General features: G+C 60.7%; 16 protein-coding genes. 1 reads left to right on the forward strand and 15 read right to left on the reverse strand.

The genetic code is table 11. The annotated features are described in order from the left end of the window. Positions 1 to 3 precede the first annotated feature (3 nt). Positions 4 to 1,614, forward strand: a complete 1,611-nt coding sequence (gene cobJ / locus HMPREF3130_RS07800; protein WP_048734064.1) for a precorrin-3B C(17)-methyltransferase — start codon at positions 4 to 6, stop codon at positions 1,612 to 1,614. 3 nt (positions 1,615 to 1,617) lie between these two features. On the opposite strand, the gene HMPREF3130_RS07805 is transcribed toward cobJ, so the two are convergent. From HMPREF3130_RS07805 to HMPREF3130_RS07875, 15 genes are all read right to left on the reverse strand, one after another. After that, positions 1,618 to 2,358: a cobalt-precorrin-6A reductase gene (locus HMPREF3130_RS07805; RefSeq protein ID WP_048734066.1), complete on the reverse strand. Its 741-nt coding sequence runs from the start codon at positions 2,356 to 2,358 to the stop codon at positions 1,618 to 1,620. Beyond that, entirely contained in the window at positions 2,346 to 3,119 is a 774-nt protein-coding gene (gene cobM / locus HMPREF3130_RS07810) for a precorrin-4 C(11)-methyltransferase (protein WP_048734069.1), read from the reverse strand. The genes HMPREF3130_RS07805 and cobM overlap by 13 nt, the downstream gene beginning before the upstream one ends. 46 nt (positions 3,120 to 3,165) lie before the next feature. Next, positions 3,166 to 4,392 (reverse strand): bifunctional cobalt-precorrin-7 (C(5))-methyltransferase/cobalt-precorrin-6B (C(15))-methyltransferase, encoded by a 1,227-nt coding sequence (locus HMPREF3130_RS07815; protein WP_070429699.1) that lies wholly within the window; start codon positions 4,390 to 4,392, stop codon positions 3,166 to 3,168. After that, positions 4,389 to 5,153, reverse strand: coding sequence for an SDR family NAD(P)-dependent oxidoreductase (locus HMPREF3130_RS07820; RefSeq protein ID WP_070429700.1), 765 nt, complete (start codon positions 5,151 to 5,153; stop codon positions 4,389 to 4,391). The genes HMPREF3130_RS07815 and HMPREF3130_RS07820 overlap by 4 nt, the downstream gene beginning before the upstream one ends. 32 nt (positions 5,154 to 5,185) lie before the next feature. Continuing rightward, complete coding sequence (locus HMPREF3130_RS07825; protein ID WP_070429701.1) at positions 5,186 to 6,301, reverse strand: M24 family metallopeptidase; 1,116 nt, start codon at positions 6,299 to 6,301, stop codon at positions 5,186 to 5,188. An 89-nt stretch (positions 6,302 to 6,390) separates the two neighbouring features. Then, a complete protein-coding gene (locus tag HMPREF3130_RS07830) occupies positions 6,391 to 9,177 on the reverse strand; it encodes a DEAD/DEAH box helicase (protein WP_070429702.1) in 2,787 nt (928 codons plus the stop codon). 24 nt (positions 9,178 to 9,201) lie between these two features. Then, positions 9,202 to 10,428, reverse strand: coding sequence for a twin-arginine translocase subunit TatC (gene tatC, locus HMPREF3130_RS07835; protein WP_070429703.1), 1,227 nt, complete (start codon positions 10,426 to 10,428; stop codon positions 9,202 to 9,204). An 18-nt stretch (positions 10,429 to 10,446) separates the two neighbouring features. Further along, the gene (gene tatA, locus HMPREF3130_RS07840; protein WP_049181044.1) at positions 10,447 to 10,758 is read right to left on the reverse strand and encodes a Sec-independent protein translocase subunit TatA; all 312 of its coding nucleotides are present in this window, start codon (positions 10,756 to 10,758) and stop codon (positions 10,447 to 10,449) included. Between the two features lie 74 nt (positions 10,759 to 10,832). Then, positions 10,833 to 11,864: a helix-turn-helix transcriptional regulator gene (locus HMPREF3130_RS07845; RefSeq protein ID WP_070429704.1), complete on the reverse strand. Its 1,032-nt coding sequence runs from the start codon at positions 11,862 to 11,864 to the stop codon at positions 10,833 to 10,835. After that, positions 11,864 to 12,892: a helix-turn-helix transcriptional regulator gene (locus tag HMPREF3130_RS07850; RefSeq protein ID WP_049189894.1), complete on the reverse strand. Its 1,029-nt coding sequence runs from the start codon at positions 12,890 to 12,892 to the stop codon at positions 11,864 to 11,866. The genes HMPREF3130_RS07845 and HMPREF3130_RS07850 overlap by 1 nt, the downstream gene beginning before the upstream one ends. 43 nt (positions 12,893 to 12,935) lie before the next feature. Continuing rightward, entirely contained in the window at positions 12,936 to 14,396 is a 1,461-nt protein-coding gene (pafA, locus tag HMPREF3130_RS07855) for a Pup--protein ligase (protein ID WP_049189969.1), read from the reverse strand. A gap of 69 nt (positions 14,397 to 14,465) precedes the next feature. Beyond that, positions 14,466 to 14,660, reverse strand: coding sequence for a ubiquitin-like protein Pup (locus HMPREF3130_RS07860; RefSeq protein WP_005510795.1), 195 nt, complete (start codon positions 14,658 to 14,660; stop codon positions 14,466 to 14,468). Between the two features lie 61 nt (positions 14,661 to 14,721). Next, positions 14,722 to 16,299, reverse strand: a complete 1,578-nt coding sequence (gene dop / locus HMPREF3130_RS07865) for a depupylase/deamidase Dop (protein ID WP_070429705.1) — start codon at positions 16,297 to 16,299, stop codon at positions 14,722 to 14,724. After that, positions 16,292 to 17,869, reverse strand: a complete 1,578-nt coding sequence (gene arc / locus HMPREF3130_RS07870) for a proteasome ATPase (protein ID WP_241486341.1) — start codon at positions 17,867 to 17,869, stop codon at positions 16,292 to 16,294. Before arc ends, dop begins: the two co-directional genes overlap by 8 nt. A gap of 109 nt (positions 17,870 to 17,978) precedes the next feature. Next, the gene (locus HMPREF3130_RS07875) at positions 17,979 to 18,821 is read right to left on the reverse strand and encodes a tRNA (adenine-N1)-methyltransferase (protein WP_049170556.1); all 843 of its coding nucleotides are present in this window, start codon (positions 18,819 to 18,821) and stop codon (positions 17,979 to 17,981) included. Between the last annotated feature and the right edge of the window lie 79 nt (positions 18,822 to 18,900).

The raw sequence follows: 18,900 nt of genomic DNA on the forward strand, positions 1-18,900 counted from the left end.
ACCATGTCCGGCTCCTACAGTGCTCAGCCTGGTCATCTCTACGGCGTCGGACTCGGTCCCGGCGACGCAGGTCTCATTACACTCCGCGGTGCCGACATCATCCGCACAGCCGATGTCATCGCCTACCATGCAGGAACTCACGGACGTTCCACGGCGCGCTCAATCGCCGCCGAACTGATTGACGCGCGTGACGACGCTGCCGTGGAAGAGCAATTGCAATACCCGGTGACCACCGGGCGCCCAGTCGACTACCGCGAGCAGCTCGCCGGTTTCTATGCAGAGGCCACTGCTCGCCTGCACAAGCACTTGGCCGAGGGACGAAGTGTTGCAGTTCTTTCGCTCGGTGACCCGATGCTCTATAGCTCGTACCAGCATCTGCATCACGCCCTCAGCGAGGACTTTCCCACTGAGATTGTCCCTGGAGTGGCCAGCATTACTGCGGCGGCAGCAGAGATTGGTCAGCCGCTCGGCGAGGCTACCGAAATCGTCAGCGTTGTTCCCGCCACCGCTGATTCCGAGCGCATCGCTGCGGTTCTTGACGCCTCAGACTGTGTAGTCATTATGAAGCTGGGGAAAAACGTTGAGAAGGTTCGTACAGCGTTGCAGTCCGCAGGCATGCTCGAGCGCGCCTACGTTGTCGAGCGAGCAACCATGAATGAGCACACCAGCTACCCGCTGGCCGATGCAGACCCGGAGAAAGTTCCGTACTTCGCAGTAGCCGTCGTGCCTTCCGCTGTCTACGGAACTGAACGGAGTGTTTCTGGGGCGCCTGAGCCAGCTAATGATGCGGCGAGCGATACAGTCACCGATACGGCGACTGAGTCGGCTGCCCCAGCAGTTGGTGAAGTCGTCGTTGTCGGCCTAGGCCCGGGTGCGGAGCGCTGGACCACCCCAGAAGTCACCGAGGAACTGGCCCGAGCCACGGATCTGGTGGGCTACTCCACCTACATCAACCGGGTTCCTGAGCGCGCCGGGCAACGCCGCCACCTCTCAGACAACCGCGTAGAGGCAGAGCGAGCCACTATGGCGCTGGATATCGCCAAGCGTGGAGGTCGAGTTGCGGTGGTCAGTTCCGGTGACCCGGGGGTCTTCGCTATGGCGGCCGCAGTGCTGGAAGTCGCTGATGACGATATGTGGCGAGACATTCCAGTTCGAGTCGTGCCAGGCATGACTGCGGCTCAGGCTGTCGCAAGTCGAGTGGGCGCTCCCCTTGGCCATGACTTTGCGATGCTCAGTCTCTCCGACAGGTTGAAGCCCTGGGAGGTCGTCGTTAAGCGAGTGCGTGCCGTAGCCGGAGCAGACATGGCATTTGCTGTCTACAACCCGGCATCCAAGTCGCGGAGATGGCAGATTCGAGAGCTACGCGCATTGGCCATGGAGTACCGCGAACCGACAACGCCTGTGATTGTGGCACGGGCAGTTGGCTCGGAGCAGGAAAACGTTACCGTGACCACGTTGGCGGAGTTCGATCCGGATGTCGTCGATATGCGAACCATGGTGATTATCGGTTCGTCGTCGACCAAGGCGTATCGTGCCGGCAAGACCACTCGGGTCTACACCGCACGTCACTACGGTGAGGGCGGCACCAGCGGAACTGGCGAGTTGCTGCGTTAGCCGCTACGCCCGGCGGATGACGGCGTTGTACGCCTCATCCACTGTTGTGGCGACGGTGGCGATATCCGCGCCGGGCAGCTGCGGGCGCTGCACGATAACGACCGGCTTCTTTAGGTCGCGGGCTGCCTCAATCTTTGCGTAGGTAGCAGCACCACCGGAGTTTTTGGTCACCACGCAGTCCACGGCGTAATCCCGCATGAGCTTGCGCTCCGCTGCGACATCGTAAGGCCCACGGCTGAGAATAATCTTCCGATTCTTCGGCAGCGGCGGCGCGGGCTGTTCCACACAGCGAATGAGGTAACGGCCGTTGGAGTCACCGGCAAATGGAGCAAGCTGCTGACGGCCAATAGTGAGAAACGGGCTGTAGAAACGGTCGGCAACAACGTCCGCGGCCTCCTGCATAGAGGACACCTCAACCCAGTTGTCGCCTGGCTGCTTCTCCCACGCAGGGCGATGCAGCGCCACGAGCGGAATACCGGTGGCTCGGGCAGCTTCAGCAGCAGATTCGCTGATCTGTTCTGCATACGGATGCGTGGCATCGATGATGACTTCAGTGGCATCGGAGATTAGCCATCGAGTCAGTCCTGCGGGACCGCCAAAACCGCCGATACGGACATTGCCGACGGGCAGCTTGGGGTTGGAAACGCGACCGGCCAGTGACGAGGTGACAAACCAGCCCTCGCCCACTAGGCGCTTGGCCAGGGCGCGGGCTTCAGCAGTTCCACCCAGTATTAGTGCACGCATGGGATGGTCCGTCCGTATTCATCGCGTGGGCGATCATCGCTGTAGAGGTAGCTATCCGGGAACGCCTCGGCGGTGAGCACCTTGCCGACAATGATGACAGCCGTACGAGTCACACCTGCATCCTTGACCTGCTGCGCAATATCAGCCAGCGTACCGCGGAGAATAACCTGTTCCGGACGGGATGCGAAAGCTACCACTGCCACCGGGCCGTGCTCACCATAATGCGGGGTGAGCTCCTCAACCACACGGTCAATATCGTGGGCGGCCAAGTGAATGCACAGGGTCGCGCCCGTGCGACCGAAGTTCTCCAAGGTTTCGCCCTCCGGCATCTTGGAAGCGCGCCCGGAGATACGAGTCAGCACCACTGACTGACCAACGGTTGGCACCGTGAGCTCGTGGCCCAGAGCGGCCGCCGCCGCGGAAAATGCCGGCACACCCGGAACGATTTCGTAGTCAATGCCGAGCTCGCTGAGACGACGAACCTGCTCTGCCAGCGCCGACCACACCGACGGGTCACCGGACTGCAGGCGTGCGACATCCTTGCCCGCCGCATGTGCCGCCTGAATGGTCTCGATGATGGTATCCAGCGGCATACGCGCGGTATTGATAATCTCTGCGCCCTCGGGGCAGTTTTCCAGCACCTCAGGCGGGACAATCGATCCCGCGTAAAGACACACTGGGCAGGAACGAATAAGCCGGTCCGCGCGCAGCGTCAGCAAATCCGCTGCCCCCGGGCCTGCACCGATGAAATACACAGTCATTGTGAGTTACAGAGTCCTCAATATTTTCTAGACAGAGATATTACGTCTATGGTAGCGCAGGCGCTACTGGCTTCTCCGCCACCCACTGCACCACCGGCAACGCAGGGCGCCACGCAGTGAAACTGCCGACTGCACCTGCGCGCTCCACGGAAAGCCGGGTGACATCCCCGCCATAGTCGCGACGCGCCTGCCACAGCAAAGCCTCCGACTCCAGCGTCACGGTGTTTGCGACGATGATGCCACCCGGGGCAAGGCGTTGCCAACAGGTTTCAATCATTCCGTCAGCAGTGAGACCTCCGCCGATGAAAATGGCATCTGGGCGAAGATTCGAGTCAGCCAAAACCCCCGGCGCTGCGCCGTGGTGGACGGTCACATTGCCAGACAGAGCCGCCACATTCTTAGCAATTCGCTCTGCACGAACAGCATCGCGCTCGAAAATTTCCGCACGTCCGCCGTGCCGAGCCCACTCAATGCCAATCGACCCCGTGCCACCGCCGACATCCCACAGCAGAGCTCCCGGTCGCGGATCCAATGCAGCGACCGTCATTTGGCGAATCGGCGCCTTCGTCAGCTGACCATCCGAATCAAAGTCACCGTCGCGCAGCCAGCCGCGCGCGCTTCCCGACGGCTCCACCGCCAGCACCGTGAGGTTGCCAGCTGGAACTGGTGGGTTCGCCACCGTGCCTGCGGCAACGGACTCCGGCAGCCCTGTAGCTTCCGTGCCGCCGAGATTGGTCAGCGCGGTGAGCTTGGTGTCTGGGCGGTCGGCTAAAACCGTAGCGACCTCTTTCACTGAGTCCGCGTTTCGGCACAGCACCAGGAAGGGCCGTAGTGAATCCGCTACCGGTACCACACGCGCGGCTCCAGGTAGCCCCGGCTCCCCTGTCACCAGCGAAATCACCGGAGTGTCATGCAAGGGCCAGCCGAGGTAGGCGCAGGCCAATGAGGCTGACGATGGCGCTGGAATAACCTCCACGGCGCCACGGCCGAGCTCCCGAACCAGGGACGCGCCGACACCGTGGAACATGGGGTCGCCACTGGCGAGGATGACATCGACTGCGGGGTCAATATCTGCCAGGGTGGCCTGCCAGTCCTTCCAGAAGCCACCTGGCCAAGGTGAGAGGTCGGCGTCCAGGTTGACGTCGGCAAGCAAATGGAGCTGACGGGGAGAGCCAATGATGCGGCGAGCCGACGACAACGCCTCGACAGCGCGGGCGGATAGACCAGGGTACCCGTCGCAGCCGATGCCGACGACGCGAAGCTTTGGGCTCATCGGGGCATCTTGCGCCAAATCCAGCGCGGAGTCAGATGTGTGGCGCGTGCGAGCAATGCCAATTTACGCGGCACCCAGACGTGGGGCTTCCGACCGTCGAAAGCAGTGACGGCGGCCTCCGCGACCTCGGCGGGGCGCGAGGACATCGGCGCTGGCTTCATGCCTTCGGTCATGCGGCCGATGACGAAGCCCGGCCGGACAATCGTCAGCTGAATATGGCTCCCGTGCAGGCGGTCCTGCATGCCCTGGAGGAAACCATCGAGACCGGCCTTCGCCGAACCGTAGACGTAGTTGGCGCGGCGCACGCGGGCACCTGCGATAGAGGAAAAGGCCATGATGCGGCCCGCGACCTTATCGCGCACAGGCAGCGTGCCGGAGTCGATGTCGGACTCCATGCGCGCGACAAGCTCAGTGAGAATCGATGCCTGTGCTGTGAAGTCGGTATGAATGACTGCCGCAGCAGCCTCGCCGGACTCCTCACACTTCCGCTGATCACCGAGGATACCGAACGCGACAATCACCGTGTCGATGGGACCGTGCTGCCAGGCGTGCTCGACGAACTGGCGGTGTGCCGCGATGTCATCGGCATCAAAGTGGATGCGGTGCACCGCGACGGCACCGGAGTCGATGAGCCGACCGGCAATGCCGTCGAGCGCCTCAGTGCGGCGCGCAGCGAGCGTGAAGGTGTTGTGGTTGGCCAGTCGCGCGGCAACTTCCCCGCCAATCTCGCTGGTGGCACCAAGAACGAGTACGTGTCCCATGCGCTAGAAAATACCTTTCCTCTAAACCTCGATTAGACGGTAATTAAATCGTGCGGACCATTATTGACCGATTCTCCGCCGTCTTCGGTGACAACGATGATGTCTTCCAGCCGCATACCGAACTCACCCGGCAGGTACACACCCGGCTCCACCGAAAACGCCATGCCAGGCTCGAGCTTGAGCTCATTGCCAGCCATAATGAACGGCTCTTCATGCGTGGACAGGCCAATGCCATGACCAGTGCGGTGGATGAAGTACTCGCCGTAGCCCGCAGCGGTGAGGCTATTGCGCGCAATCGCATCGATCTCTGCAGCCGTTATACCGGGGCGCACCGCCGCCACGGCAGCTTCCTGCGCCTTGCGCAGAGCCGTCCACGCTGCAGCTTCCTTCTCCCCCGGCTTGCCGACGACATAGGTGCGCGTGCAATCGGAGTGGTAGCCAAGCGGCAAGGTGCCTCCGATATCGACGACCACCACGTCGCCTTCCTCGATGACGCGGTCGGAGAAATCGTGGTGCGGATTCGCGCCATTTTCAGCGGAGCCGACAATGACGAAGTCAATGGCGACGTGCCCCTCCTCCAGGATGGCAGCCGAGATCTCGTCGGCGACCTCGCGCTCAGTGCGACCTGCGCGCAGCATGCCCGGCACACGAGCGTGAACGCGGTCAATAGCGGCGCCGGCCTCGCGCAGCTGTTCAATCTCAGCGGCGTCCTTGCGCATGAACAGTTCCTTCAGAAGGTCTCCGGCCAACACAGTTTTAGCTCTGGTGAGATCCTGAATGGGAATCAAGTGGTCAGCGGTCAAAGAGGCTCCCACTGCGAGGGTGCCCACGTGGCCCACCAAGTCGGCGACAATGCGGTGCGGATTCTCTCCGTCTTCCCACAACACCACATCGGCGTTGAGATCACCGATAGCGCACAGCGGCAGATCCCCGCGCTCCACGGCGGGCAGTACCAACGTGGTGGTGCCGGATGCAGTGACCACCAGCGCGGTCAGGCGTTCATGCGAAGTGACCGCAGAACCAATGAGATACTGCAGGTCAGCGCCGGTTCCAAAGACTGCAGCGTCCGCATCGCGGCTGCGGAGTAGCTCCGCAGTGCGATCCAGACGCTGCTGATAGATGTCAAAGCTAAAGATACCGTTGCTCATAGTTGCCAACTGTACCCGTCGGCCTGTGCCCGTCGCCGGTTGAGTGGCCTCGGGGCGACGAGGCTTCGGCTGACCAACGTAACCGGCAACTAATTGTTCAGCGCCACTACGCCCCTGCGAATTGCCTGAATAGCCTCGGCGGACTTGTCGCGAATGTCCGTGGAGTAGCCCGTCTTCTTGATCTGCTGCAGCAGGTCAATGACCTGACGGCACCAGCGGACAAAGTCACCTGGAGTCAGCTCCGCGCCACTCTCGGCGGCGGCTTGCAGGCAGTACCCCAGCGGTGCACCCGCAGTCCACTGATGAATTGCCGTAGCAAAAGCCATATCCGGCAAGTCCGTTACCGGCAGCCGGTAACGGCGCTCATCCTCCGACAGTTCCTCCCAGATGCGGTAGGTGTTCCCCAGCGCCTTGGCCAGCGGCTCGGTAGGCACCTCGTCACTGCCTTGACTGGCCTTGCGGTTTTCAAAGACCAAGCTCGACACCGCACCGGCCAGTTCCGCGGGGTCCAGGTCATCCCAAATACCGCGGCGCAGACACGTGGCCACCAGCAAATCCGAGCCGTTGTGAATCTGCGCCAGCCGCAGGCCTTCCTCGGTAATTGTCGGCTCCGCGCCCTCCCGCCATTCCACGTAGTCCATTTGTGTTAGCAACTGCAGCATGCGGTCGAATGTGCGCGCCAATGTATCCGAGGCGGAATCGACGCGCTTTTGCAGCTTGGCCACATGCGCCTCGGCCTGCCGCAGCGTATCGGCGTGACGAGCCATCGTCTCCACCGCAGGATCGCCATGTAGCGGATGCTCGCGCAGCTCCTGTCGCAGCTTCCTCACCGCCGGCGAGTTGCCACCAGTGCGACGCTTCAGCCGCTTTGGTCCCTTTAGCCCCTTGCGGCCAATCTCTGCGCGCACAATTCCGAGCGCACGTCGCGGATGCCGGTCCGCATCCCGAGGCAGCCTAATCGCGCCGACCGTCTGCGGCGCCGCTGGGAAGATATGCGGCTCCACACGCCCCACGAACCCGCCGACACTGATGACACCGGGACGTGGATTCGACTTCGAATGGTCCTCTCGGTACACCACCGCCAGCTGCACCTTCTTACCCTTCGGCAGCGGAATAACCTCGCCTCGACGGAGTCTGCGCAGCGCGGTCACTGTTTCCGTGTGGCGGTCTTCAATATTGCGGCGCTTGGCGTTCTTCTCCTCCTGGGTCAGCTTCGCGCGCAGATCCAGGTATTCAAGCATCTGGGTTAGGCGCTCGTCGTCACGCGAACTGCCTTCCTCGCTTGACGACGACGCTTCAGCCTCCGCCCCTTCAGCGTGCGCATCGGCTCCCCTGCCGAGCAATTCCGTACGCAGGGCCGCGGCTTCCTGCTTGGCCTTGGACAGTTCGGCGGCGACTCCGACAATGTCGCCATCCGCCTGGAACTGGGCGAATGAGCGCTCCATGACGCGCTTCGAGCCTTCGTAGCCGAGCGTCTGCAGGAGGTTGACGCTCATGTTGTAGCTCGGCGCGAAGGTGGAAATCAGCGGATATGTGCGCGTAGATGCCAGCCCTGCGACAGCCTTCGGATCCATTGCCGGGGCCCACTGCACCACTGCGTTGCCGACAGTGTCGATACCGCGGCGGCCAGCGCGACCGGTCATCTGCGTGTACTGACCCGGCGTGAGATCCACATGTGCTTCGCCGTTGAACTTGACCAGCTTCTCCAGCACGACCGTGCGGGCAGGCATGTTGATGCCCAGTGCGAGCGTCTCGGTGGCGAAGACGACCTTGACCAGGCCTTCGTTAAAGAGCTCTTCGACAATGTGCCGGAACGCCGGCAGCATGCCCGCGTGGTGTGCCGCAAAACCACGGATGAGAATGCGGCGCCAGCGCAGGAAGCCGAGAACCTGCAGGTCTTCCTTCGGAATGTGCGCAACACCGTCATCGATGATCTTGGCGATGCGCTCCTGCTCATCCCGGTCAGTGAGCTCTGCGCGAGTAGCGCCGACCTGCGCCAGCGCGCCTTCGCAGCCCGCGCGGGAGAAGATGAAAACAATTGCGGGCAGCATGTTCATGGAACCGAGCATGCGGATAACATCGCCGCGCTTCGGCGGGCGGAACTTGCGCTGCCCCTTATCGCCCCAGCTATACGAGCGTCCACCGCCCTTGTGCTTTTTGTACTGGTAGCGCTCCCTGGCCCCAGCGTCGCCGTAGCCGAACTCGGCACGACGGCACGCCTCCAACAGGTCCTGATTGACCTTGTCCGACTTCGCCTCGAAGAGTGGATAGAGCCGGTTTCCCACCAGCATGTGCTGATGCAGCGGAACCGGGCGCAGATCCGTGACAATAACGTCCGTGTGCCCGCGCACCGTGGAAAGCCAGCGACCGAACTCCTCGGAGTTGGACACCGTCGCCGACAAACCGATGACGGCCACGGACTGGTCGAGGTTCAAAATAACCTCTTCCCAGACAGCGCCGCGCTCGCGGTCTGCGAGGTAGTGAATCTCGTCCATCACCACATGCGTGAGTTTCTTCAGCGTCGGTGAGTTCGCGTAAATCATATTGCGCAGCACCTCGGTGGTCATCACCACGATGTCTGCGTCGCCGTTAATCGAAGTGTCTCCAGTGAGCAGGCCCACGCGGTCTTCGCCGTAGTCCTCGACTAGGTCGTGGTACTTCTGGTTGCTCAACGCCTTGATAGGTGTGGTGTAAAAGCACTTGCCACCGCGCTCAAGAGCTGCATAAATAGCGAATTCGCCAACAATGGTCTTGCCCGCACCGGTGGGTGCACAGACGACAACGCCCCGCCCTGCCTCAATTGATTGGCAGGCGCGGAGCTGAAAGTCGTCAAGATCGAAATCCTGTTGGCTGACGAAATCGCCGAGAAGAGTCATGCCTCTAGAGTGTCATAAACCGCGCTAGAGAACATCATCAAAGTCGCTCGTCGGACGATTTCGCAAGTCCTGCGTCGGCATCGGAGTCTCCGGAATCATGCCGTGTGGCCGTGGCGGACGCGAATTGCGAGTAGGACGCATCTGGGATGCCCGCGTCGGCGTCGGAGCGTTCACTGGCGTCGGGCCAGAGACCGGGGAGGTCGTCGGGGCCGCTGATGCCGTCGGCATGCCGCCCGGCTGAATCGACGTCGGCACACTTACTGAAGTCGGGGCGTCGATGCCGCCCACGTCACCGATACCGCCGGCGGAGCCAATCGGACCGGAAGCCGTAATCGGTCCGGAGCCTTGCTCGTCATCGACGTCCAACCAATCAGGTCGCTCATTTGCTTTACGACGGTCATGGAGACGACAAATCTGGATTGCGATTTCCACCAGCAACGTCAGTGCCGTTGCCATTGCGACCATGGATATTGGTTCCTGCCCCGGAGTCATGAAGGCCGCAAAGATGAACAGCGACATAATGATGATGCTGCGCTTGTCCTTGATGCTCTCGTAGGTAACGACACCGGCCATGTTCAACATGACCAGGAAAAGCGGAACCTCAAAGCTCACGCCAAAGCAGACGATGAGCGCCAAGAGGAAACCGAAGTATTGCGAACCGGTGAGTGCAGAAATTTGCGTCTCTTCACCAATCTGGAGCAAGAACTCCAGACCGATGGCGACAACGTAGTAGGCCAGGACGGAACCCATGACAAACAGCAGCGCGGCGGCAGTCACAACTCTGCGCGTGGTGCGGCGTTCCTTCCGAACCAAACCGGGAGTGATGTAGGCCCAAATCTGGTAGAGCCACCATGGCGACGACATCACCAGACCGGCCAGCGCACCGACCTTCAGACGCAGCATGAACATTTCAAACGGGCTGGTCGCCAGCAGACGACACTCCGCACCTTCGCCGCCGCCGAGACGCATCTCGGGTGGAAGCTGACAGTACGGATCCTTGAGCAACTCACCCAGGGACTTAAAGTGCACAGGGCCAACATTGACCGAGGTAAACGGTATGCGGAACTGGCCAATGGTAAAGGCGGTCTGATACCAGATAAAGCCCACAACAGTGCCAACGGCAATACCAGCGAGGGCGAGAACGAGGCGACGTCGGAGCTCTTGAATGTGCTCGACAATAGTCATCACGCCCTCGGGATTGCGCTTACGCTGGCGCTTCCGAGGACGTGATGTGGATGTAGCTGAAGTCACGCTTCAACCGGCCTTCTACTACTGCTGCGGCTGGCCAGGGTTGTTCTGGCCAGGCTGCGGCTGGTACTGCTGCTGCGGCTGAGCCTGCGGTGCCGGCTGCTGGTACTGCTGCTGCGGCTGGTACGGCTGCTGTGGCTGGGCCTGCGGAGCCTGCTGAATTGCAGCCTGCTCCTGCTGCTCGTCATCGTTGCGCATTTCCTTGACTTCGGACTTGAAGATACGCATGGAGCGGCCGAGCGAACGTGCGGCATCCGGCAACTTCTTTGCACCAAAGAGCAAGACAAGAACGACCAGGATAATGATGATTTCCCAGGGACCTAGGTTCGGCATCCGCTTAGAGACCTTTCAAATGAATACAAATACAAGTGGCAAGTTGCCACATCGTGCGCGATTAAAGCTTTGATTTAAGCCTTGTCGTTTCGACCATACTCTGCCAAAGCTTCGCGGGCTCGCGCAACAACGGCGTTTTTCAATTTTAAGGGCTCAGCGACCGTTACGCTCGGTGAACGGCGGAGCACAAAGGAGACTGTTGCGGCCAAGTCGGACATCGGCACGTCAGCGACAGATTCCGACTGCCCTAAGCCTTGGTCAGAGACCAGTTCGGTATCCTCTTCTTCTCCCTCATCTTCGGTAAAGAAGACCGGTTCATAGTCTGCGATCCAGGTGGCGTCGGCGTCGATAAGCACACTTGCCCATTCGGACGTTCCCGTTTCCGTACCAAAGGCGTGGGGATCACGGATATCGACAGGCTCGGGGCGGTGGAAACCGGCGGGAGTGTCGAGGACCTCGGCGGCCTCCAGGCGGTCGACGCGGAAGCTCTTCTGGCGACGGTCTTCCTGCGCACGGTCCACAGCGCGGAGGTACGTCGTGGATTCAACTGTATAAACGTTGACACAGTCAAGCTCACGGACTGTAATCTGCCCTGAGGCATTCCGGTAGCGCACCTTCAACACCTTGCGCTGATGCAGCGCGGAATAAATCTGCTCAGAAAAGGAAAAGGCCTTGCCATTTTCCGCAGCGGTCGAGTCAATGATGGGGACGTTTGTTCCCAGAGCACTGCGTAGTTTTGTCGCGGCCGTCTGCGCGGCTTCGGAGGAAGTGGTGGCTGCGGAGTCCTCGATGGTTTCCAGGATGAGCAGCAAGGTCGCGGTTTCTTCGGCTGTGAGCGCGCGTGGCTGGCTGAGCACCGTTGCCTGAGGGCGAATACGGACATCAAAGCTGTTGCGGTAATCAACTTCAAAAGCCCGCACTCCGAGGAGTCCCGGCTGGTCGATGTCGGCAATCTGCTCCACGATTGCCCGAATTCGGGCAAAAGGTATGGCCAGCTCGGTAGCGGCCTCTGTCATTGAACGGTGCTGCGAAAAGTACGGTACGACCGCCAACAACTCGTCGACACTGACATTCGCGTCAAGTTCCCGGGCTGCATGCACTGTCATTAGTTGCCCTCCAAAGCGTTCTTCGCACCATTCGATCCGCCATGGCGAGCGAGTACCTGCTCCAACCGAGCAATAATCTCCGACCGTGCCTCTTCAGGTGATTCCACAATCAAATCCGGTGCGTAACTCAAACCTGTGGACACAATCTCACTCACAGGTGCCGCTGGCAGCTCGTAGCGCCCATCCCCCAACGCGGTCGCTTTCATCACCACATCAGCGCAGGTATTCGGAGCGATACGAACAACCGCCTGATAGGTCTTGCCACCGCGGTGCAACATGTTTTCCGCAATCTGTTGCAAGTCACCATCGGGCATTGGCTGGGTCGCCGACGTCCCTGTATCCGACACATCGCGGATACGGCTGAGCCGGAACATACGCGCCGCCTCACGCTGCGGATCAAAGCCCAACACATAAAAGCGCCCGCGCAGGTTAATCAGACCCCACGGCTCCAGCATGCGCAGTTCATCATCCACGCCGTACTGGCGGGAGTACCACATCTCCACTGTCCGGCGCGGCGAGGTCATTGCAGTCAGCAGTGTGCTGAAATCCACTCGACTCATATCCACCGCATCGGCCACCACCACCGACTCATCCGGCTTCGCAATGGCGCTGCGCTGCGCAAACGATGCGAGCTTCCGCCACGCCGCCACAGCCGTCGAGCTCAGCTCCTCCGAACCAAACGCCGCATTCGCCGCCTGGAAAACCACCGAAGCCTCCGCTTCAGTGAACTCGGGGTCGTGCTGGGGCCACCGTAGTCTGTTCAGGCGCAGACGTTTGACCTTATCGCCCGCGCTTGACGACGAAACCTCCACCGGGACCCCGGCTGCCAGGAGTGCCGCGGTGTCCGCACGTAAATAACGAGCCCGGGAATCCTCGGAAACACGGGAGTAACCCTCGACATGTTTGGAGATCCACGACTCGCTGACCCACCCGGTGTCGTCGGCAAGCGCCAACAGCAGCTGAACCTGACGTTGGTTCTCACTGATCGCAGCGGATCCGGGGTTTTCCGATACCGGTGAGACAGACACGACTGTGGGGCTCCTTTTCCTGGGGCAGTTTCCGGGGACGGAACTAGTTATTCGAATCCGTATCCGAGGTCTTCTTCGCGGCCGTCAGAATCTCGATCATCTCATTGACCTCATCGTTTTCCGTGGCAAAGGGGTCGCCGAGCATAGTGGAGATGGGATCGTCGCCGGAGATCTTCAGGTGTGTCCAGTCCACTACGGTCTTCAAACTGGAGTCTTCGGCTGCAACGAGGAAATCACCGCGCAGCTTCGCACGAGTAGTTGGCGGTGCGATGCGGACTGCCTCAGCGACCTGCTCATCGGTAATCCACCGCGAGGCAATACCACGGGCTTCCAGCGCGCGGAAGATGCCTCGGCCGGGACGGATGTCGTGGTAGGCCAAGTCGATCTGATGAAGCTTGGGGTCCTCCAGCGTTAGACCGCGGTCCAGGTAGCGCTTCATGAGCGAGTACTTAATGGCCCAGTCAATGTCGTGCTCAATGAGAGACCAGTCACCGGTTTCCACGGCATCGAGCGCGCGACCCCACAGCTCGACAATGCGGCTCATTTCTTCGTTGGACGTGCCGGCACCGGCAATGCCCTTGTCCTCGTTGACCATGTTTTCTTCGCGGACCTTCAGCCACTCCGTCGCAGCGTCCAGGAACTCGCGCTGAATCTGCAGCGCGGTGGCAGTTTCGCCACTTCGCAGTGGAATCTCGGCCTTGCCAGTCATATCGCGGCTCACCGCACGGATGGACTTGATTTCGTTGGCGACTTCGAAGTCCGGCAACTTCACGCCGGCTTCAATCATCTCCAGTACCAGCTGAGTGGAGCCAATTTTGAGCGCAGTCGTCGTCTCACTCATGTTGGAGTCGCCCACGATGACGTGCAAGCGGCGGAATCGGTTGGAGTCCGCGTGTGGCTCATCGCGAGTGTTAATAATCGGCCGGGAGCGCGTCGTTGCACTGGAGACGCCCTCCCACACATGATCCGCGCGCTGCGAGAAGCAGTACTGAATCGGATCGTTGTGATACGGCGAGGTTGGGTACGGCAGGAAAATCTTCCCCGCCCCACAGATGAGCTGTCGCGTAACCAAGAAAGGTAGCAGCAGCTTGGACAGGGACTTCAGTCCCAGTTCACGTCCAACCAGGTAGTTTTCGTGACAACCGTAGGAGTTACCGACGGTATCAACGTTGTTCTTCAGCAGGTAGACCTTGCCACCGATGCCCTCGTCGGCAAGCTCTGCTTCAGCCTTTTCAGCGAGTTCATTCAAGATGACCTCGCCCGAGCGGTCGTACGCTACCAGCTGCGAGACCGAATCGCACTCAGCGGTGGCGTACTCCGGGTGGCTTCCGACATCGAGGTACATACGACCAGCATTGGGGGTGAAAATGTTGGTTGCCCCGTACTTAGCGATCACCGGGCGGAACATGTAGCGGGCAATCTCATCCGGCCCCAGGCGGCGCGAGCCATCCAGCGTCAGAGTGATGCCGAACTCGGTCTCGATACCGGTGATGCGTCGGGTCAACGCCTGCGCCGGTACCGGTGTCGGCGTTGCTTCCGGTTCCTGCTGCCCTACCTGCTGGTCAGTCACTTTTTACTGTCCACCCTTCTGGACATACGAGCGCACGAACTCCTCGGCGTTGTTCTCCAGCAGACCATCAATTTCATCCAGCAGGTCGTCAGCAGCTGCAACGTGCTCCTGAGCCTGACCGCCGCCAGCGACCTCGCCGAACTCTTCCTCGTCGCCTCCGCCGGAACCGCCACCGAAAACCTGAGTGTTACCAGCCATGATATTGCTCCTTAAAAATGAACTTTTGAGTATTACTGCTCTATTACTGCACTATGCGTGCCTATTGTTCGCGGATAGCCCCGAGCGTACGCAGATGCTCGACCACCTCGGCCACTGTCTCCGCAGACTCCAACACGTCACCGCAATCTGCGGCAGTGAAACGGTCAACTTCATCCAGCGTAATGTAGGCCAGCGTAATTCCAGGCGACTCCACGTCACGAGTGCGCCGATACACCCCCGCGGTGTCCACCACCAAGCTGGTCCAACTGCCCGCGACGACATCCTTGCCAAAGCGGCGCAGAATGCCACCGCGCACATACGCACGCGTAGACTCCGGCGCGTATTCAACCGCGCGGTCGACTTCTTCCTCGGTTACGAGCGTGCGCATCGAACCGCGGCGCACCAGCGCATGGTACAGCCCACGAGCCGGATCGATATCCGAGTACTGAATATCAATCAACGCCAACTTCGGGTGGTCCCAGCCCGCGCCCAGGCGGGTACGCAGGCCCTCCATGAGGTTGTATTTCGCCACCCAATCCAGCAGGTGGGCTGCCTTGCGGGGGTCGTCGGAAAGCACGTCGAGCACTTCACGCCAGAGCTTGACGACGTCGCCCTGCTGGTCGTAGCTCTCCACGCGACGCAGGTACTCGTACTGCATCTCCACTGCGGACATCCACGTGACATGGTCTGCCAGCTGCAGCTTCTCGGTGCAAGTCAGGTCTCGGGAAACCTTATGGACGGCCTCGACGGGGTTGCGGAGCTGCAGGTCGTCGAAACGCACGCCGTCCTCGATGGCGTCGATGACCAAACCTGTGGTGCCCAGCTTGAGGAAGGTGGCGACCTCGCTCATGTTGGCATCCCCGATGATGACGTGCAGGCGGCGGAAGCGATCGGAGTCGGCGTGTGGTTCATCGCGGGTGTTGATGATGCCGCGGTTCAAAGTGGTCTCCAGCGAGACCTCAGTCTCGATGTAGTCCGCGCGCTGCGAAATCTGGAAACCCGACTCCTGCCCCGTCTGCCCCAGACCTACGCGACCAGCGCCCGTGAATACCTGGCGGGTGACGAAAAATGGCGTCAGACCGGCGACAATGTCATCGAACTCGGTTTCCCGGGAGAAAAGGTAGTTCTCGTGGGCGCCATACGAGGCACCCTTGCCATCGACATTGTTGCGGTAGAGCTTGAGCACCGGGCCGGGGTTGCCTTCGGCATCGGTGGCTTCTGCGGCAAGCTGAGCTGCCCGCAGCATAATCTTGTCACCTGCGCGGTCAGCGATAACCGCTTCGCGGGCAGTTGCCGTTTCCGGTGAGGAGTACTCCGGGTGCGCGTGATCGACGTAGAAGCGAGCACCATTTTGCACCAGCAGGTTTGCAGCGCCGACGGCGTTCGGGTCCACGATCGGTGGCTGGTGGTAACGCCGCAGGTCGAAGCCACGACTGTCGCGCAGTGGCGACTCTGGTGCGTAATCCCAGCGGATGCGCCCCGACAGGCTCTCCTCCTGCTCATGCGCGAAAGCGAGCACGGCCTGCGTGGAGGTGAGAATTGGGCTGACATCGGGGTTGTCTGGGCTGGAAATGCCGTACTCAATCTCCGTGCCGAAGAAGCGGTTCGGCTGTGCAGAACTGGCGGCGGAATTAGCCATGGCGAATCACCTCAACCGAGGCAACGCGCGCCGCTGGACGACCGGAGATGCGAGCCCACTCATCCGGGTTCGAGGTGTTCGGCAGGTCCTCGTTCTGCGCGAACTCCTCCGCCACTGCGGACAGCAGGTGATCCAGGCTAATACCAGCCTCGCCGCCAGCGATAACCGACTTGATGGCGGACTTCTTCGCACGGTCGACGATGTTGGAAATCATCGCGCCGGAGTTGAAATCGCGGTAGTACATAACCTCGCTGGTGCCATCTGCATAGCGAATTCGCACGTACTCGTTTTCTACTGTCTTGGCGTACATCCGCTCAACAACCTGGTCAATGAGGTGTGCGACATTCTGCTCCACCCCACCGCGCGCTTCCACCTCGGCTGCGTTGTACGGCAGCTCAGGGGGCAAGTACTTGCGGAAGATATCCTTCGCCGCAGCCTCATTCGGGCGCTCAATGCGGATTTTCACATCCAGGCGTCCCGGGCGCAGAATTGCTGGGTCAATCATCTCCTCGCGGTTGGTGGCACCAATCACGATGACGTTTTCCAGCCCCTCCACACCGTCAAGTTCACTGAGCAGCTGCGGAACCACAGTGTTCTCCATATCCGAGGAGATGCCCGAACCACGAGTGCGGAAAATCGAGTCCATCTCATCGAAGAAGACAATAACCGGCTTGCCATCCTCAGCAATGTCGCGAGCGCGGTCAAAAATCAGGCGAATCTGACGCTCCGTCTCACCCACGAACTTGTTCAGCAGCTCCGGGCCCTTGACATTCAAGAAGTACGACTGCGCCCGCTGCGCCTCCGACTCGGTTTTACCTCGGGATAGCGCAATCTTGCGAGCCAACGAATTAGCCACAGCCTTGGCAATCAGCGTCTTACCATTGCCGGGAGGGCCGTAGAGCAGCACACCCTTCGGAGGACGCAGGTTGTATTGCTCAAACAGTTCTGGCTGCAGGAACGGCATCTCCACGGCGTCGTGAATCTGCTCAATCTGACTATCCAGACCACCGATATCCGTGTAGGTGACATCCGGTACCTCTTCCAGCACCAGGTTTTCCACCTCGGACTTCGGAATGACCTCAAACGCATAGCCCGACTTGCGGTCAATCATCACCGAGTCCCCCGGCTTCGGCGACAGATCCCCCGCCAGAGACACCACGAATTCCTCACCGTGAGTATCCGAGGCCAAAATGCGCTCCCGATCCGGCAGCACCTCACGAACATTGGCGATGTCGCCGCTTTCCGGATAACCGCAGTCCTCCACGATTATCGAGCCCTCATTCAGACGCACCTGCGCGCCCGGCCGAAGCGCCCGCTCGTTAATCTCCGGCTGCACCCGCAGGCGCATCCGTCGATTTCCGGTAAACACCTCTGCGGTGCCCTTCTCCGGTCCTGGCTTAAGGAAAATACCGTACGTGCTAGGCGGCTCCAGCATGTCCTCCATGTCTTGGCGCAGTAGCTCTAGCTTGTTACGGGAGTCCCGCAACAGCTCAACCAGGCGATTATTACGAATGCCGAGGTTGTAGTTCTTCTGCTCAAGATCACGGATTTTGTCAGACGGCGTTGTCATATACCCCAGATTACCCATAGGGCCAGATGCCGTTGTTGCTTGGTCGATTTAGACCGTGTGTCGCATCACGCTTTACGACGGCTACACCTCCCAGCGCGAAGCGGCGGTTCTAGAGCTTCTTTTGATTTCGTCGCTGTGGACGCGGAGGCACCGTGCCGTCGGCAAGCCTGCGTGCCCACACTAGGAATGCGGTATGCGCCTGCATACGGTGCGCCGGGCGGACGGAGAGATCCTGAACATTCCAGTCGCGGACCAGGGATTCCCAGGCGCGTGGTTCGGTGAAGCACTTCTGCGCGCGGATGCCCTCCATGACTTTCATTAGCTGCGGAACAGTGGCGACATAGACCATGAGCACGCCGCCAGGCTGAAGCACCTTCGAGACGGTATCCAGGCATTCCCACGGAGCGAGCATGTCCAAAATGACTCGGTCGACCGGGCCGCCGAGCGACTCGACGGAGGCCTCGTTGAGATCGCCCAGGCGCAAGTCCCAGTTGTCGGGCTTGTGACCCATGAAGTCGACAACGTTGCGTTCCGCGTGCTCGATGTGGTCCTCGCGGACCTCGTAGGAAATAAGCTGCCCGTCAGCGCCGATGGCGCGGAGCAGGTTGAGGCTGAGCGCGCCGGAGCCAGCGCCGGCCTCCAACACGCGCGCACCTGGGAAGATGTCGCCCTCGACGATGATCTGTGCAGCATCCTTCGGGTAAATCACCGCAGCACCGCGCGGCATGGACAGGACGTAATCGACCAGCAAGTGACGCATGGCGAGGTAGACGGTGCCTTCGCTGGAGGTGACGGTGGTGCCTTCCTTGGCGCCGATGAGGTCGTCGTGGAGGATGGTGCCGCGGTGAGTGAAGAACTTGCCACCCTCCTCGAGGATGACGGTGAAGTGGCGATTCTTCGAGTCAGTCAGCTGGACTCGGTCGCCGACCTGGAATGGTCCGCTCAATGCCATAGGTGTGTGGGCTCCTTTTGGGGTTTGGTTGGGTCGGGTCATGTCGGGTGCAGCCAAATCCGGGCGGTACTCTAACCTG

It is taken from the genome of Corynebacterium sp. HMSC14B06 (genome assembly GCF_001807075.1).
GTDB classification, from domain to species: Bacteria; Actinomycetota; Actinomycetes; order Mycobacteriales; family Mycobacteriaceae; genus Corynebacterium; species Corynebacterium jeikeium_D.

What these genes read in the sequence shown, in the direction of transcription:
- cobJ (WP_048734064.1), top strand. Translation starts at nt 4, where the DNA reads ATGTCCGGCTCCTACAGTGCTCAGCCTGGTCATCTCTACGGCGTCGGA.
- HMPREF3130_RS07805 (WP_048734066.1), bottom strand. Translation starts at nt 2,358, where the DNA reads ATGCGTGCACTAATACTGGGTGGAACTGCTGAAGCCCGCGCCCTGGCC.
- cobM (WP_048734069.1), bottom strand. Translation starts at nt 3,119, where the DNA reads ATGACTGTGTATTTCATCGGTGCAGGCCCGGGGGCAGCGGATTTGCTG.
- HMPREF3130_RS07815 (WP_070429699.1), bottom strand. Translation starts at nt 4,392, where the DNA reads ATGAGCCCAAAGCTTCGCGTCGTCGGCATCGGCTGCGACGGGTACCCT.
- HMPREF3130_RS07820 (WP_070429700.1), bottom strand. Translation starts at nt 5,153, where the DNA reads ATGGGACACGTACTCGTTCTTGGTGCCACCAGCGAGATTGGCGGGGAA.
- HMPREF3130_RS07825 (WP_070429701.1), bottom strand. Translation starts at nt 6,301, where the DNA reads ATGAGCAACGGTATCTTTAGCTTTGACATCTATCAGCAGCGTCTGGAT.
- HMPREF3130_RS07830 (WP_070429702.1), bottom strand. Translation starts at nt 9,177, where the DNA reads ATGACTCTTCTCGGCGATTTCGTCAGCCAACAGGATTTCGATCTTGAC.
- tatA (WP_049181044.1), bottom strand. Translation starts at nt 10,758, where the DNA reads ATGCCGAACCTAGGTCCCTGGGAAATCATCATTATCCTGGTCGTTCTT.
- HMPREF3130_RS07845 (WP_070429704.1), bottom strand. Translation starts at nt 11,864, where the DNA reads ATGACAGTGCATGCAGCCCGGGAACTTGACGCGAATGTCAGTGTCGAC.
- HMPREF3130_RS07860 (WP_005510795.1), bottom strand. Translation starts at nt 14,660, where the DNA reads ATGGCTGGTAACACTCAGGTTTTCGGTGGCGGTTCCGGCGGAGGCGAC.
- dop (WP_070429705.1), bottom strand. Translation starts at nt 16,299, where the DNA reads ATGGCTAATTCCGCCGCCAGTTCTGCACAGCCGAACCGCTTCTTCGGC.
- arc (WP_241486341.1), bottom strand. Translation starts at nt 17,869, where the DNA reads ATGACAACGCCGTCTGACAAAATCCGTGATCTTGAGCAGAAGAACTAC.
- HMPREF3130_RS07875 (WP_049170556.1), bottom strand. Translation starts at nt 18,821, where the DNA reads ATGGCATTGAGCGGACCATTCCAGGTCGGCGACCGAGTCCAGCTGACT.